The organism is Streptomyces hyderabadensis (assembly GCF_020404845.1).
Taxonomy (GTDB): Bacteria; Actinomycetota; Actinomycetes; order Streptomycetales; family Streptomycetaceae; genus Streptomyces; species Streptomyces hyderabadensis.
This window is the reverse complement of record NZ_JAIOJZ010000099.1, coordinates 1-13,878: the sequence shown is the minus strand read 5'-3', so window position 1 is coordinate 13,878 and position 13,878 is coordinate 1. Positions and strand designations below refer to the sequence as shown.

The window sequence follows — 13,878 nt, the reverse complement described above, 5'->3', positions numbered from 1 at the left end:
CGAAGCACGCGTACGCGCCGGTGACCGCGAGGGCCGCGGAGCCGCCCTCGGCGGCGGCCCGCTCCTGGCGGGAGAGGCCGACGATGCCGAGGGTGAACAGGCCCACCAGGGCCACCGTGGCCACGAGGCTGACGCCGAAGACGGAGCCCAGGGCTGCCCAGTCGATGCTCATGGAGGTTCGCTTCCTTCGTACCCGGGACGCGGGCTCAGACGGTGGTGGCGGCCGACGGGGCCTTGGGGTCGGGAGTGGCGGCGGGGGCCGGGAGGGTGGCCGTCAGGTCCTCGGTGACGCCCGCCGGGGGCGGCGACACCGCGGCCATCGCCGTGGTGACCACGCCGGCCGGCTCGGCGGCGCCCACCGTGTCGTCGTCGACGACGTTGGTGTGGTCGACGACCTCGCGGCGGGAGATCCGCCAGATCGCGAAGCTGGCCGCGACCAGGAACACCGCGACGAGGGCCGTGCCCCAGTCGCCGAGGCGGCAGACCCACTCGGCGAGCGCGGCGACCAGGGCGGCGGCGGGCAGCGTCAGGCCCCAGGCGACGAACATCCGGGTGGCCGTGGACCACCGGACCACGCCGCCCTTGCGGCCGAGGCCCGCACCCATCACCGCACCGGAGACCGAGTGCGTGGTGGACAGGGAGAAGCCGAGGTGGGAGGAGGCCAGGATGACCGTGGCGGCACTGGTCTGGGCGGCGAAGCCCTGCTGCGGCTGGAGGTCGGTCAGGCCCTTGCCCATGGTGCGGATGATGCGCCAGCCGCCCAGGTAGGTGCCGAGCGCGATGGCCAGGCCCGCGCCCAGGATGACCCACACCGGCGGGTCCGAGTCGGGGGCGAGGGAGCCGCCGGCGATCAGGGCGAGGGTGATGATGCCCATGGTCTTCTGGGCGTCGTTGGTGCCGTGGGCGAGCGAGACCAGGCCGGCGGAGGCGATCTGGCCGGCCCGGTAGCCCTTCGCGGCGGCCTTGCCGTCGGCCTTGCGGCCCAGCGAGTACGTCATCCGGGACGCGAGCAGTGCCGCGACGCCGGCCACGATCGGGGCGGCGACCGCGGGCAGCAGCACCTTGGTGACGAGCACGTCGCCGTTGACGGCGCCGATGCCGGCCGAGGCGACGGCGGCACCGATCAGACCGCCCATCAGGGCGTGCGAGGAGCTGGACGGGAGCCCGACCAGCCAGGTCAGGAGGTTCCAGAGGATCGCGCCCACCAGTGCGGCGAAGATGACCTCGGGACGGATGCCGGTCTCGTCGACGAGACCCTTGGAGATCGTGTTGGCGACCTCCACGGAGAGGAAGGCGCCTACAAGGTTGAGGACGGCGGACATCGCCACCGCCACCTTGGGCTTGAGCGCACCGGTCGAAATGGTCGTTGCCATCGCGTTCGCGGTGTCGTGGAAACCGTTCGTGAAATCAAACGCGAGTGCGGTTACCACCACAATCGCGAGGATCAGCGAGAAGCTTTCCATTTACCCAGGCAATCGTTCGAGGTCATTGGCGCGACGAACGTAGGTAACCAGGGTGAACGGAAGATGAACTGGGCAGGGCGTCACGGTGACCGGAAGCGGGGCCGGAACGTCCCTCTGCGTGCCCGTTCCGGCGCTCTCCGGAGACGTCCCTGGCAGGATCACCGCGAGGCCGTCCGTCGACGGGCCACGAGGGGCGCGCGGGCGTCCGGGAGGAGACGGAGACTGTGACGCGATCGAGCGAGGAAGCGGCCTGGGCGGAACTCGTCGCGACGGCCCGGCGGACGGTCGCGGACGGGCTGGTCGTCGGCACCTCCGGCAACGTCTCGGTACGCGTCGGCGACACGGTCCTGGTCACCCCGTCCGGCGTGCCCTACGACCGGCTGACCCCGCACGACGCGACCGGCGTCGACCTGGACGGCCGGCAGGTGCTCGGCAGCCTGGTCCCCACCAGCGAACTCCCCATGCACCTGGCCGTGTACCGGGCGGACCCCGGCGCCCGGGCCGTCGTCCACACCCACGCCGTGCACGCGACGGCGGTCTCCCTGCTCGTGTCCGAACTCCCGCCGGTGCACTACATGACCGCCGCGCTCGGCGGCCCCGTCCGGGTCGCCCCCTACGCGGCCTACGGCACCGGCGAACTCGCCCGCGCCATGCTCGACGCCCTCGCCGACCGCACCGGCTGCCTGCTCCGCAACCACGGCACGATCACCTACGGCACCTCCCTCGACCAGGCCTACGACCGCACCGCCCAGCTGGAGTGGATGTGCCGCCTGTGGCTGACCGCCGCCTCCGTGCCGGGCCACACGCCGTCCCTGCTCACACCGGCCCAGCTGGCGGAGGCGGCCGAACGGCTGCGGGGATACGGGCAACACGGCTGACGCGCAGTGCGTGCCGGGCGGCCGCGGGGGTACCGGCTACAGGACACGGGGATCCCGTCACCCCCTGTCACCCGTCCACTGGCCGCCCGAGGACTCCACCAGGAGACTGGCCCCATGCGCACTGTCACCGCAACGGCAGCCGCCGTCACCACCGCCCTGGCGACCGGGGTGGCGAGCGTCGCCGTCGGACGGCTCGCCAGCGACGCCGCGCTCAAGGCGCCCCCCGGCAGGCCGCTGCCCACCGAGCCCCGGCTCACCGTGCACGGCACCGCCGCCGGGCAGATCACCCTCACCCGGGACCTGGCCGCACTGCGCCCCGGCCGGTACGGGCTCGCCGGCGACGGCTCCCACGCGGTCGTCGGCCCGGTCCTCGACACCGCCGAGCACGGCGCCGACACGGTCGTGCGCCGCCTCGAAGGCGTCACCCACGGCACCCTCAAGGCGGGCGACCGGGCCTGGTTCACCCCGAACCTGTACGTCGGGAACCCGGGCACGGCCCTCGGCCTCGACCACACCGACGTCGAGATCCCGGGGGAACTCGGCCCGCTCCCGGCCTGGTTCCTGCCCGGGGCCCGCCCGACCTGGATCGTCGCCGTGCACGGCCTGGCCGCCACCCGGGAACACGCCCTGAACCTGATCGGCCCGCTGCACCGCCGCAGCGTCCCGGTGCTCGCCCTCGCCTACCGCGGCGACGTCGGCGCGCCCCCCTCGCCCGACGGACTGCACCACTTCGGCGAGACCGAGTGGCGCGACGTGGACGCGGCCGTCCGCTACGCCCTCGACCACGGCGCCCGCCAGGTCGTCCTGCTCGGCTGGTCCACCGGCGCCACCATGGCCCTGCGCACCGCCGCGCTGTCCGGGGTGCGCGAGCGCATCGCGGGGCTCGTCCTGGACTCCCCGGTGCTCAGCTGGGAGACCACCCTGCGCGCCCTGGCCGCCGCCCGCCGCACCCCCGGCCCGCTGCTGCCGCTCGCCGTCCGGGCCGCACAGGGCCGTGCCGGGTTGCACGCCGACCGGGACACCGGCACGGCCGGTCTGCACCGCCCGGCCGTCCCCACCCTGATCTTCCACGGCCCCGGCGACGCGGTGGCCCCCTGGCGCCTGTCCCGCCGCCTGGCCGACACCCACCCGCGCCTGGTCGCCCTCCACACCGTCCGGGACGCCCCGCACGGCGCCATGTGGAACGCCGACCCCGCGGACTACGAGGAGACGCTGCGCCGCTTCATGACTCCGCTGGTGTGATTCCCGCGTGGCCCCACACGGGCCCGCCGGTGTGATCCCCTCCCGCGACCCTCTCCGCCCGGCCCCGCGCCACCCCCGCCCCGGGCGGGGCGACCGGGTTCCGTTCAGCGCCGTACCACTGGCCTGATCCGGCGCCCGGCCAGGGGACCCGGCCACCGCGTCCACCGTCCCGGGAGGCCCCCGGGGCATTCCGTTTGGGTTTTCGGACCGTCAACCGGAAGACTGCACCCGTGACGTCCCGTATCCCGCGCGACTCCAGGCTTCGACTCGTCCGCCCGCGACCCCTGGCCGCCGCCCCCCAAGCGATGAATCAGCGGCGTCCACGCCGCCCCGCGCCGCGCCCACCGGAAGGCACCCCCGCCCGGTCGGAGCTGGCCGGAATGGCACGATCCGGTCTTGCCGACGCGGCCCGCGTCGCCCGCTGGGCCGACTCCGCACTAGGCCCCGGCCGCGGCAGCGCGACCGCCGACGGCAAGGCCACCCTGTCCGACGCCACCGCCGCCCACGCCGCCCGCGAACTGGGCCTGCCCGTGGCCAAGGTCCGTGCCGACTGGGACACCGCCCGGCTCGCCGGACTGGTCGAGGTGCACGGCGGCACCGCCCGCCCCGGCTGGCGGCTGCGCGCCTGGAACCGCGACGACAGCGCCGTGCTGCGCGGCTGGGTCGCCCTCTTCGACGCCTGGTCGCTGGCCCACCCCGAGCCGGCCGGCCAGGAGCCCGCCGCGGTGGCCGAGGTCGTCTCCGCGATGCCCCAGGTGCTCTCCTTCCTCCAGCTGTCCGCCGGACCCGTCCCCGTGGCGCAGCTCCTGGACCTGCTGGAGCAGCGCGTCACCGAACTGCGCACCGAACGCTGCGAGGTGCCCTACGGCCCCCGGCTCGAACCCGGCACCCCGGGCGCCGAGCCGGACCCGGTCCCGGCCGCCGACACCCCGCTCGCCCCCCTGCTCGACTGGGCCCTGCACGCCCTCGCCTCCGTCGGCGCCCTCACCTGCGGCGACGGACACGCCACGCTCACCCCGCTGGGCAGCTGGGCGGTCTGGGTCAAGCTGGAGCAGATCTGCGTCGCCGCGCAGAGCCCCGCGGGCAACATCGAGCAGTCGGCCGAGGACATGCTCCGCGGCTGCGCACAGCTGCGCCCCAACGCCGCCCGCGCCGAGTACCGCGCCTGGCTCGCCGCCCGCCCCGTCGGCAGCGCCGTCACCGAACTGCTCGGCGCCGCCCGCGGCGAGGACGCCCTGCTGCGCGGCCTCGCCTTCGACGCGCTGCGCGTCGTCGGGGCCCCCGCCGAGCCCGAGGTCCGCGGCGTCCTCGACGAGCCGACGCTCAGGCCGTACGCCCTGCTGTGGCTGGCCGAGCACGACGGCGTCGACCCCGAGGACGCCCACGAGGTCCTCACCCGCCCGGAGGCCACCTGGCTGTGGGTCGACACCGCGGCCGCCGTCGCCGACCACGGGGAGGCCCCGCTGCTGGTGCGGCACCTGGAGTCGGCGGTGCAGGCCACCGTCCCGGCCCTGCTGGACGAGGTCCGCGCGGTCGGTCACCCCCGCACCGTGCAGGTGCTGGTGGCGCTCGCCGCCGCGCACCCCGACCCGGCCCTGGCCAAGGCCGTGCGCCGGGCGGCCTTCCAGGTCCACACCGGGGGCAGCTGAGCCCCGAGGCCGCTGCGGACGGAGCGCCGGAGGCTACCCGCGTACCTCCGGCGCGTACGTCCCGAAGCTCCAGACGTTGCCCTCCAGGTCGCGGGCCATGTAGTCCCGCGAGCCGTAGTCCTGGTCGGTCGGGGGCATCAGGATCTCGGCGCCGTGCTCCACGGCCCGCCGGTGGTGGGCGTCCACGTCCGCCACCACCACGTACACCCCCGTGGTGCCGCCGCTCTTCATCGCCTCGTCGAAGCGGCCGCCCTTGCCCTTGGAGCCGAGCATGACCGCGCCGTTGCCCTGGGCCAGCTCGGCGTGGGCGACCGAGCCGTCCGCGTCCTCGTACACCGCGAGTTCGGTGAAGCCGAAGGCCTCGGTGAGCTGCCGGATCGCCGCCTTGGCGTCCGCGTACTGGAGTGTGGGGTAGACGCTCGGGCGTCCGCCTCCGTTGTCAGCCATGCCGATCACTTCCTCGTGAGCCGGTGGCCCGTGGCGCTTTGGGCCCGTTCGCCCAGTCTTCCACCGGCCACTGACAACGCTCGCGGGAAAAGTGGTTGCACGGCCCCGTTAGACTGGCCCCATGGCCATTCTCCTCGTGCATTAGAGCGGCGGGAACCTCCACAGCCGCCCACCCCGCCAATCCACCCGCCCAGGAGTCTGACCGTGATCTCCGCCTCCGGCATCGAGCTGCGCGCCGGTGCCCGTGTCCTCATCGAGAGCGCCACCTTCCGCGTCGCCAAGGGCGACCGCATCGGCCTGGTCGGCCGCAACGGCGCCGGCAAGACCACCCTCACCAAGGTCCTGGCCGGCGAGGGCCAGCCCGCCGGCGGTTCGGTCACCCGCTCCGGCGAGGTCGGCTACCTCCCGCAGGACCCGCGCACCGGCGACCTCGACGTGCTCGCCCGCGACCGCATCCTCTCGGCGCGCGGCCTGGACGTCCTGATCCGCAAGATGCGCGAGAACGAACAGCGCATCGCCACCGGCCAGGGCGCCACCCGCGACAAGGCGCTGCGCCAGTACGAGCGCCAGGAGACCGAGTTCCTCACCAAGGGCGGATACGCCGCCGAGGCCGAGGCCGCCACCATCGCCGCCGCGCTCAACCTGCCCGACCGGGTGCTCGGCCAGCCCCTGCACACGCTCTCCGGCGGTCAGCGCCGCCGTATCGAGCTGGCCCGGATCCTGTTCTCGGACGCCGACACCCTGCTGCTCGACGAGCCCACCAACCACCTCGACGCCGACTCGATCATCTGGCTGCGCGACTACCTGAAGACTTACCGCGGCGGCTTCATCGTGATCTCCCACGACGTCGAACTGGTCGAGACGGTCGTCAACAAGGTGTTCTACCTGGACGCCAACCGCTCCCAGATCGACGTCTACAACATGGGCTGGAAGCTCTACCAGCAGCAGCGCGAGGCCGACGAGAAGCGCCGCAAGCGCGAGCGCGCCAACGCCGAGAAGAAGGCCGCCGCCCTGCACTCGCAGGCCGACAAGATGCGCGCCAAGGCCACCAAGACGGTCGCCGCGCAGAACATGGCCCGCCGTGCCGACAAGCTGCTCTCCGGCCTGGAGGCGGTCCGCCAGTCCGACAAGGTCGCCAAGCTCCGCTTCCCGGAGCCCGCGCCCTGCGGCAAGACCCCGCTGACCGCGGAGGGCCTGTCCAAGTCGTACGGCTCGCTGGAGATCTTCACCGACGTGGACCTGGCCGTCGACAAGGGCTCCCGGGTCGTCATCCTCGGTCTCAACGGCGCCGGCAAGACCACGCTGCTGCGCCTCCTCGGCGGCGTCGAGAAGCCCGACACCGGCCGGGTGATCGAGGGCCACGGCCTCAAGCTCGGCTACTACGCCCAGGAGCACGAGACCCTCGACCCCGAGCGCACCGTCCTGGAGAACATGCGCTCGGCCAACCCCGACCTGGACCTGGTCGAGGTCCGCAAGACGCTGGGCTCGTTCCTGTTCTCCGGTGACGACGTCGACAAGCCCGCCGGGGTCCTGTCCGGCGGCGAGAAGACCCGCCTGGCGCTCGCCACCCTGGTGGTGTCCTCGGCGAACGTGCTGCTGCTCGACGAGCCCACCAACAACCTCGACCCGGCCAGCCGCGAGGAGATCCTCGGCGCGCTGCGCACCTACAAGGGCGCCGTCGTCCTCGTCACCCACGACGAGGGCGCCGTCGAGGCGCTCCAGCCGGAGCGGATCATCCTGCTCCCGGACGGCGTCGAGGACCTGTGGGGCGCCGACTACGCGGACCTCGTCGCCCTCGCTTGATCGAATGGATGATCCACTGGTTATGGATCATTCGGCCGATCCGTGATCCACCATCTGCGTGAGATCTCCTCATCAAGAGGTGTGTCCTACATCGAATTCGCGGCCGGGCCCCCAGCTACCGGGGGTCCGGCCGCGACGCCTTTCTGACCTGGAACTACGTGGCGAAACCCGTTCGGCCGAACGCGCCCAATTCTCTGGAATCTCGTATTCCGTATGTGGGGACCCGCTCCTGTCGTCACAACCTTGTCTCATCGACCTTGCCGAATGGGTGGCCATGAGGGCCGGGAGGGGTGATCATGAGGAGTACCAGAGCGCACTTCCCATGAGGAGGCACGGGTGGCCGAGACTCTGAAGAAGGGCAGCCGGGTTACCGGCGCCGCGCGCGACAAGCTCGCGGCAGACCTGAAGAAGAAGTACGACGCCGGTGCGAGCATCCGGGCGTTGGCCGAGGAAACCGGCCGCTCGTATGGCTTTGTGCACCGCATGCTCAGCGAGTCGGGCGTCACGCTCCGAGGGCGTGGCGGGGCTACCCGGGGCAAGAAGGCCACGTCGGCCTGACGCCCCGGGCGGCCCCTCGGCTCCGAAAGTGACGGTGGCCACCCGGTAGGTCGTCCGACCGCCCGGGTGGTTACTGTGCAGTCACTTAGCCCTGCCGTCGCACGGCGCACCGTCCGGCGCGCGGCGGGGACGACGACCGCACCTTTCGGAGGCGCCCCATGGCTTCGCCCGCCCACGACCCCGGTCCCGCACTCGACCAGGACGGCGTGCGGCTCACCGTCGACGACGCGATCGCCACGGTGACGCTGACCAACCCGGCCAAGCGCAACGCGCAGAGCCCCGCTCTGTGGCGGGCGCTCGCCGAGGCCGGCCGGCTGCTGCCGGGCTCCGTCCGCGCCGTGGTGCTGCGGGCCGAGGGCAAGTCCTTCTCGGCCGGGCTCGACCGGCAGGCGTTCACCCCGGAGGGCTTCGACGGGGAACCGTCGTTCATCGACCTCGCGCGGGGCGGCGACGCCGAGCTGGACGCGACCATCGCCGAGTACCAGGAGGCGTTCACCTGGTGGCGGCGCAGCGACCTCGTGTCGGTCGCCGCCGTGCAGGGGCACGCCATCGGGGCGGGCTTCCAGTTGGCGCTCGCCTGTGACCTGCGGGTCGTCGCGGACGACGTGCAGTTCGCCATGCGCGAGACCAGCCTGGGGCTGGTGCCGGACCTGACGGGCACGCACCCCCTGGTGTCCCTGGTCGGGTACGCCCGCGCGCTGGAGATCTGCGCGACCGGGCGTTTCGTCATGGCCGAGGAGGCCGTGAGCACCGGCCTGGCCAACCTCGCCGTGCCCGCCGACCAGCTCGACCCGGCCGTGCACGACCTGGTGTCGGCGATCCTCGCCGCGCCGCGCGACGCGGTCGTCGAGACCAAGGCGCTGCTCCAGGGTGCCCTGACGCGGGACTACGAGGCCCAGCGCACCGCCGAACGGGCCGCGCAGGGCCGCCGGCTGCGCGACCTGGCGGGGCTCGGGGAGTAGCCGGGCCCAGAACACGGCCGGTCAGCCGACGTCCGTCACCACCACGGCCACCGACGGCCGGTCCGGCAGGGCCTCGGACACCACCGCGCGGACCTGCCGGGCCACGTCGAGGGCCCGGTGGTCCGCGCGGACCGCCAGCTCCACCCGGACATGGCGGCGCGGCAGGGCACCTTCGCGCGCGGGCGGCTCGGTCAGGTGCACCGGACGGCCCAGCACGCCCGTCAGCCGGGCCACGCCCGGCACCGCCGACGCGGCCCGGACGACACGCCCCTCGTCGCCGGCCCCTTCGTCTTCGCCTTCGTCTTGGCCGTCGGCCTCGGTGTCGTCTTCGGTACCCGTGCCGCTGTCGGCCCGGTCGGACGTCGCGGCGGGGCCCGGCCCGGGACCGGCGTCCGGCTCCGTGGCCGCCGTCTCGTCGAGCAGGCCCGTCACCCGCAGGTCCACGTCCGCCGCCCTGAGGCCCAGCCGCCCGGCCGCCGCCTCCGTCAGCGCGGCACGCAGCCGCGCGGCCGTCGTCGGCAGGGGCTCCGCGGCCGCCGCCGTCGGCTCCACGACCGCCGCGAAGCCGGCCGTCACCCGCAGCGGACCGGGCAGCAGCGCGCCCGGCGGTGGCGGTACGGCGGGTTCCGGCGTGCCGTCCGGATCGGCGAGCCCGATCCGCAGGTCACCCGGGCGTACCCCCGCCACCGCCCGGGCCGCCGTCAGCAGCACCTTCCGTGCCGCACGCTCGGCGATCCACGCGCCGTCCTCCGGCCCGCCCAGGGGCAGCAGCCTGCCCAGACCCAGCTGCTCCCGCACCGCCCGCGTCCACCGGTCCGCCGTCGTCATTCGTCCAGCCTGCCGCATCCATGGCGCGGGGCACCGCAACCCCGCCTAACGTGGTCGCAGGACTACGACCGAAAGGGACGTACGGCGATGAGTGACATGGAGAGCCACCGGAGCGGGCAGGACACGATCGAGACCCCCGGGACGGCCAAGGGCCAGACGATGCGGCGCGGCGGCGGGGACCCCGGTACCCGGGGACGGACCACCATCGCCGACGGCGTCGTGGAGAAGATCACCGGAATGGCGGCACGCGACGTCGCCGGTGTGCACGCGATGGGCAGCGGGATGTCGCGCACCTTCGGCGCGGTGCGCGACCGGGTGCCCGGCGGGGCCAAGTCCGGGGTGACGCGCGGGGTGAAGGCCGAGGTCGGCGAGAAGCAGACCGCCCTCGACCTGGAGATCGTCGTCGAGTACGGCGTGTCGATCGCGGACGTGGCCCGGGACGTACGGGAGAACGTGGTCGCGGCGGTGGAGCGGATGACCGGTCTGGAGGTCGTCGAGGTCAACATCGCGGTCAGCGACGTGAAGCTGCCCGACGAGGAGGACGAGGAACCGGAGCCCCGGATCAGGTGACGCGGACGCCGACCGGACGCCGAACCGAACGCTGAACGAAACAGTGAATGAAACGGTGAATGAGGGGATCGCGCCATGAGCATGGCCGTGGTCGGCATGATCGCCGGCATGGCACTGGGCTTCGCCGGATACTTCGGCGGTTTCGGTGCCTTCCTGCTGGTGGCGGCCCTGGGGGCCGTCGGGTTCGTCGCCGGACGCTTCCTGGAGGGGGACATGGACCTCGGTGACTTCTTCCGCTCCCGCGACGACCGGCGGCGGTGACCGGCGTGAGCGACGGGGCCGGTGAGCTCCTCGAACCGGCCCGCGTGGCGCCGGGCGAGCGCGGTGCCACCCGGATCGCCGACCGGGTCGTCGCCAAGGTCGCCGCGCGTGCGGCGCGCGAGGCCCTCGGCCCGCTCCACCCGGACGCCGCACGGCCGTACGCCACCGTCGACGTCCGTCACGACACCGCCCGGGTCCGGGTCCACCTGGAACTCGACTACCCGTGCGACATCGGCGACCGCTGCGGCCGGGTGCGTCACCAAGTCGTCCAGCGGGTACGTGCGTTGGTGGGCATGGCGGTGCCGGAGGTCGCCGTCCAGGTGGAACGGCTGCACCTGTCGGCGGAACACGGCGCGAGGCACGGGAGGACGCGATGAGCGAGCCCCGGGGCGCCGGGACCGGTGAGGGCAGCACCCAGCGGCTGCCCGTCGTGGAACGCGGCACGGAACCGGGCACGGCCCCGTCACTGGACAAGCACGGGCCCGACCTGCCGGACGCGTCCGGCAGCGGACGGGCCGGCCGCTTCTGGTCGGCGCGCCGCGTCCCCGCCGGCCTCGTCGCGCTGCTGCTCCTGCTCCTCGCCGGAGCCTTCCTCTACGACGTCGTCGCCGTGCGCGCCGGCCGGTCCGCGCTCGGCTGGCGCCGCGACCTCGCCCGGCAGCTCGCCGAACGGCCCGTCGACGACACCTGGGTGCTGGTCGGCGCGGGAGTCGCCGCGGCCCTCGGGCTCTGGCTGCTCCTGCTGGCCCTCACCCCCGGCCTGCGCCGGGTGCTGCCGATGCGGCGCACCCACCCGGACGTCCGCGCCGGGCTGCACCGGGACGCCGCCGCCACCGTGCTGCGCGACCGGGCGATGGAGGTCTCCGGGGTGCAGTCGGCGCGGGTGCGGATGCGCCGCCGCAGGGTCCGGGTACGGGCGCTGTCGCACTTCCGGGAACTGGACGACGTACGGGCCGATCTCGACGGCGTACTCGACGACGCGGTGCGGGGACTCGGCCTGGCCCGGCCGCCCTCCGTCTCGCTGCGGGTGGCGCGACCCGGACGGAAGGGGTGAGCGTGGTGCTCAGGATCGTGAACCGGGTGCTGAGGGGAGGGGCGGGCCCGGTGCCGCCGGGACTTGGTGGTGCGGTGCGCGGCGTCGGGCTTGCCGGGCCGCCGGCCGTCTCGCTGCGGGTGGCGCGACCCGGACGGAAGGGGTGAGCGTGGTGCTCAGGACGGTGAACCGGGTGCTGACCGCGCTGGCGGGCCTGGTCCTGCTGGTGCTCGGCGGCGCGGTGCTGGCCGTGGGCTTCGACGCCCCCGCGCCCTCCTGGTGGGTCCACCAGGGGCCGCACGACGTGCTGCTGAGCAACGCCGAACGGACCCGGTGGCGGGAGGCCGGCTGGTGGTGGCCGGTCGTCATCGCGGCACTCGCCGTCCTGCTGCTGCTCGCCCTGTGGTGGCTGGTCGCGGTGGTGCGCCGCCGCAGGCTCACCGAGGTCCTGGTCGACACCGGGGACGGGGAGGGCGCCTCGCTGCGCGGCCGGGCGCTGGAGGACGTCCTCGCCGGTGACGCGGACCGGGTGGACGGGGTCGAACGGGCCGGTGTCCGGCTCACCGGCCGCCGCGACGCCCCGGCGGCCCGCGTCCGGCTGCTGCTGGCGCCCCACGTGGACCCCGGCACCGCGCTGCACGAACTCACCACCGGAGCCCTGACCCACGCCCGCCGGTCGGCCCACCTCGCCTCCCTCCCGGCGGAGGTCCAGCTCCGCGGCGTCAAGCACGGGGCGGAGCGGGTCAGCTGAGGGCGGGGCTCCCGGACTTTCCGTCCGGCCGGCCCTAGAAACCGTGCCGCACGCCGCCGTCCACCGGCAGCATCACGCCCGTCAGGTACGACGCCGCGGGGGAGAGCAGGAACGCGGACACGCGGCCGAACTCCTCCGGGGCCCCGTAGCGGCGCAGCGGGATGCGGGACTCGGCTGCCGTCCTGGTCGCCTCGGGGTCGGCCGACAGGCCGTCCAGCTCGCGCACCCGGTCGGTGTCGATGCGGCCCGGCAGCAGGCCGACGACGCGGATGCCGCGCGGGCCCAGCTCGTCGGCGAGGGACTTGGCGAAGCCCGCCAGCCCGGGGCGCAGCCCGTTGGAGATGGTCAGACCCGGGATCGGCTCGTGCACCGAACCCGACAGCACGAAGCCGATCACCCCGCCGTCCGCCAGCTCGGCCGCCGCCGTCCGGGCCAGCCGCACCGCGCCGAGGAAGACCGACTCGAACGCCGACTGCCACTGCTCGTCCGTGGTGTCGGCGACGAACCCGGGCGGCGGCCCGCCCACGCTGATCAGTACGCCGTCGAAACGGCCGAAGCGCTCACGGGCGGTCGCGATCAGCCGCCCGGCGGCCTCCGGGTCGGCGTTGTCCGCGGCCACCCCGACCGCGTCCGGTCCCAGCGCCGAGGCCGCCTCAGCGACGCTCTTCTCGTCCCGCCCCGTGACGACCACCTTCGCCCCGTCGGCGACCAGCTCGCGCGCGGCGGCGTTGCCCAGCCCCCGGGTGGCACCCGTGACGACGTACACCCGGTCCTTCAGTCCAAGATCCATGGCCCCTATCCTGCCCCCTCGTCCCCGAACAGGGCGAGGGCCGTGTTCACCAGGCCGACGTGGCTGAAGGCCTGCGGGAAGTTGCCGAGCTGGTGGCCGGAGACCGGGTCGTACTCCTCCGCCAGCAGCCCCACGTCGTTGGCGAGACCCACCAGCCGCTCGAACAGCTCCCGGGCCTCCTTCGTCCGGCCGGTCGCGTGCAGCGCGTCCGCGTACCAGAACGAGCACACCAGGAACGTCCCCTCGCCGCCCGGCAGCCCGTCGACCTGGCGGCCCTCGGTGCTGTAGCGGCGGACCAGGCCGTCCCGGGTCAGCTCCGCGCCGACCGCGTCGACCGTGCCGACCACGCGGGGATCGTCCGGCGGGAGGAAGCCCACGCGCGGCACGAGCAGCAGCGAGGCGTCCAGCTCCCGCGAGCCGTAGTACTGGGTGAAGGTGTTGCGCACCGGGTCGTAGCCCTTCTCGCACACCTCGCGGTGCACCTCGTCGCGCAGTGCCCGCCAGCCGTCGACGTCCCCGCCGCCCAGCTCGGGGTGGTGCTCCAGGGTGCGCACCGCGCGGTCCAGGGCCACCCAGGTCATCACCTTCGAGTGCACGAACTGCCGGCGCCCGCCCCGCACCTCCCACAGCCCCTCGTCCGGTT

The 13,878-nt window shown here is 74.2% G+C and carries 16 protein-coding genes; 11 read left to right on the top strand and 5 right to left on the bottom strand.

Annotated elements, in window-relative coordinates; all coding sequences use genetic code 11:
- Positions 1–206: 206 nt before the first annotated feature.
- The gene (gene pitH, locus K7854_RS36320; protein ID WP_226030828.1) at positions 207–1,463 is read right to left on the bottom strand and encodes a low-affinity phosphate transporter PitH; all 1,257 of its coding nucleotides are present in this window, start codon (positions 1,461–1,463) and stop codon (positions 207–209) included.
- A gap of 224 nt (positions 1,464–1,687) precedes the next feature.
- Between pitH and K7854_RS36315 the strand changes: the two genes are divergently transcribed.
- The 3 genes from K7854_RS36315 to K7854_RS36305 all read left to right on the top strand — a co-directional run bounded on the left by K7854_RS36315 (position 1,688) and on the right by K7854_RS36305 (position 5,232).
- On the top strand, positions 1,688–2,341 hold the full coding sequence (locus K7854_RS36315; RefSeq protein ID WP_226030827.1) for a class II aldolase/adducin family protein: 654 nt from the start codon (positions 1,688–1,690) through the stop codon (positions 2,339–2,341).
- A 114-nt stretch (positions 2,342–2,455) separates the two neighbouring features.
- Positions 2,456–3,583, top strand: coding sequence for an alpha/beta hydrolase (locus K7854_RS36310; RefSeq protein ID WP_226030826.1), 1,128 nt, complete (start codon positions 2,456–2,458; stop codon positions 3,581–3,583).
- Between the two features lie 230 nt (positions 3,584–3,813).
- A complete protein-coding gene (locus tag K7854_RS36305) occupies positions 3,814–5,232 on the top strand; it encodes a hypothetical protein (RefSeq protein ID WP_372481115.1) in 1,419 nt (472 codons plus the stop codon).
- 33 nt (positions 5,233–5,265) lie between these two features.
- Here K7854_RS36305 and K7854_RS36300 read toward each other — a convergent pair whose 3' ends face one another.
- The gene (locus K7854_RS36300; RefSeq protein WP_226030825.1) at positions 5,266–5,679 is read right to left on the bottom strand and encodes a VOC family protein; all 414 of its coding nucleotides are present in this window, start codon (positions 5,677–5,679) and stop codon (positions 5,266–5,268) included.
- A gap of 204 nt (positions 5,680–5,883) precedes the next feature.
- On the opposite strand from K7854_RS36300, the gene K7854_RS36295 reads away from it, so the two are divergent.
- From K7854_RS36295 to K7854_RS36285, 3 genes are all read left to right on the top strand, one after another.
- On the top strand, positions 5,884–7,482 hold the full coding sequence (locus K7854_RS36295; protein ID WP_226030824.1) for an ABC-F family ATP-binding cassette domain-containing protein: 1,599 nt from the start codon (positions 5,884–5,886) through the stop codon (positions 7,480–7,482).
- 336 nt (positions 7,483–7,818) lie between these two features.
- Entirely contained in the window at positions 7,819–8,040 is a 222-nt protein-coding gene (locus K7854_RS36290) for a helix-turn-helix domain-containing protein (RefSeq protein ID WP_003976983.1), read from the top strand.
- Positions 8,041–8,198: 158 nt separating this feature from the next.
- Positions 8,199–9,002, top strand: coding sequence for an enoyl-CoA hydratase/isomerase family protein (locus K7854_RS36285; protein ID WP_226030823.1), 804 nt, complete (start codon positions 8,199–8,201; stop codon positions 9,000–9,002).
- A gap of 21 nt (positions 9,003–9,023) precedes the next feature.
- Here K7854_RS36285 and K7854_RS36280 read toward each other — a convergent pair whose 3' ends face one another.
- Positions 9,024–9,830: a nucleopolyhedrovirus P10 family protein gene (locus tag K7854_RS36280; RefSeq protein ID WP_226030822.1), complete on the bottom strand. Its 807-nt coding sequence runs from the start codon at positions 9,828–9,830 to the stop codon at positions 9,024–9,026.
- An 87-nt stretch (positions 9,831–9,917) separates the two neighbouring features.
- On the opposite strand from K7854_RS36280, the gene K7854_RS36275 reads away from it, so the two are divergent.
- The 5 genes from K7854_RS36275 (at position 9,918) to amaP (ending at position 12,445) form a co-directional block, all read left to right on the top strand.
- Positions 9,918–10,400 (top strand): Asp23/Gls24 family envelope stress response protein, encoded by a 483-nt coding sequence (locus tag K7854_RS36275; protein WP_226030821.1) that lies wholly within the window; start codon positions 9,918–9,920, stop codon positions 10,398–10,400.
- Between the two features lie 75 nt (positions 10,401–10,475).
- Entirely contained in the window at positions 10,476–10,661 is a 186-nt protein-coding gene (locus K7854_RS36270; RefSeq protein ID WP_127896794.1) for a hypothetical protein, read from the top strand.
- A complete protein-coding gene (locus K7854_RS36265) occupies positions 10,658–11,038 on the top strand; it encodes an alkaline shock response membrane anchor protein AmaP (protein WP_226030820.1) in 381 nt (126 codons plus the stop codon). Before K7854_RS36270 ends, K7854_RS36265 begins: the two co-directional genes overlap by 4 nt.
- Positions 11,035–11,715, top strand: coding sequence for a DUF6286 domain-containing protein (locus K7854_RS36260; RefSeq protein ID WP_226030819.1), 681 nt, complete (start codon positions 11,035–11,037; stop codon positions 11,713–11,715). Before K7854_RS36265 ends, K7854_RS36260 begins: the two co-directional genes overlap by 4 nt.
- Positions 11,716–11,857: 142 nt before the next feature.
- Positions 11,858–12,445: an alkaline shock response membrane anchor protein AmaP gene (gene amaP / locus K7854_RS36255; protein WP_226030818.1), complete on the top strand. Its 588-nt coding sequence runs from the start codon at positions 11,858–11,860 to the stop codon at positions 12,443–12,445.
- Between the two features lie 34 nt (positions 12,446–12,479).
- On the opposite strand, the gene K7854_RS36250 is transcribed toward amaP, so the two are convergent.
- Positions 12,480–13,235: an SDR family oxidoreductase gene (locus K7854_RS36250; RefSeq protein WP_226030817.1), complete on the bottom strand. Its 756-nt coding sequence runs from the start codon at positions 13,233–13,235 to the stop codon at positions 12,480–12,482.
- A gap of 5 nt (positions 13,236–13,240) precedes the next feature.
- Positions 13,241–13,878: glycoside hydrolase family 15 protein (locus K7854_RS36245; RefSeq protein WP_226030816.1), on the bottom strand; the 638-nt coding region annotated here is incomplete at its 5' end.

Coding starts and splice junctions, on each gene's coding strand:
- pitH (WP_226030828.1), bottom strand. CDS start 1,463: ATGGAAAGCTTCTCGCTGATCCTCGCGATTGTGGTGGTAACCGCACTC.
- K7854_RS36310 (WP_226030826.1), top strand. CDS start 2,456: ATGCGCACTGTCACCGCAACGGCAGCCGCCGTCACCACCGCCCTGGCG.
- K7854_RS36300 (WP_226030825.1), bottom strand. CDS start 5,679: ATGGCTGACAACGGAGGCGGACGCCCGAGCGTCTACCCCACACTCCAG.
- K7854_RS36285 (WP_226030823.1), top strand. CDS start 8,199: ATGGCTTCGCCCGCCCACGACCCCGGTCCCGCACTCGACCAGGACGGC.
- K7854_RS36280 (WP_226030822.1), bottom strand. CDS start 9,830: ATGACGACGGCGGACCGGTGGACGCGGGCGGTGCGGGAGCAGCTGGGT.
- K7854_RS36275 (WP_226030821.1), top strand. CDS start 9,918: ATGAGTGACATGGAGAGCCACCGGAGCGGGCAGGACACGATCGAGACC.
- K7854_RS36270 (WP_127896794.1), top strand. CDS start 10,476: ATGAGCATGGCCGTGGTCGGCATGATCGCCGGCATGGCACTGGGCTTC.
- K7854_RS36260 (WP_226030819.1), top strand. CDS start 11,035: ATGAGCGAGCCCCGGGGCGCCGGGACCGGTGAGGGCAGCACCCAGCGG.
- K7854_RS36250 (WP_226030817.1), bottom strand. CDS start 13,235: ATGGATCTTGGACTGAAGGACCGGGTGTACGTCGTCACGGGTGCCACC.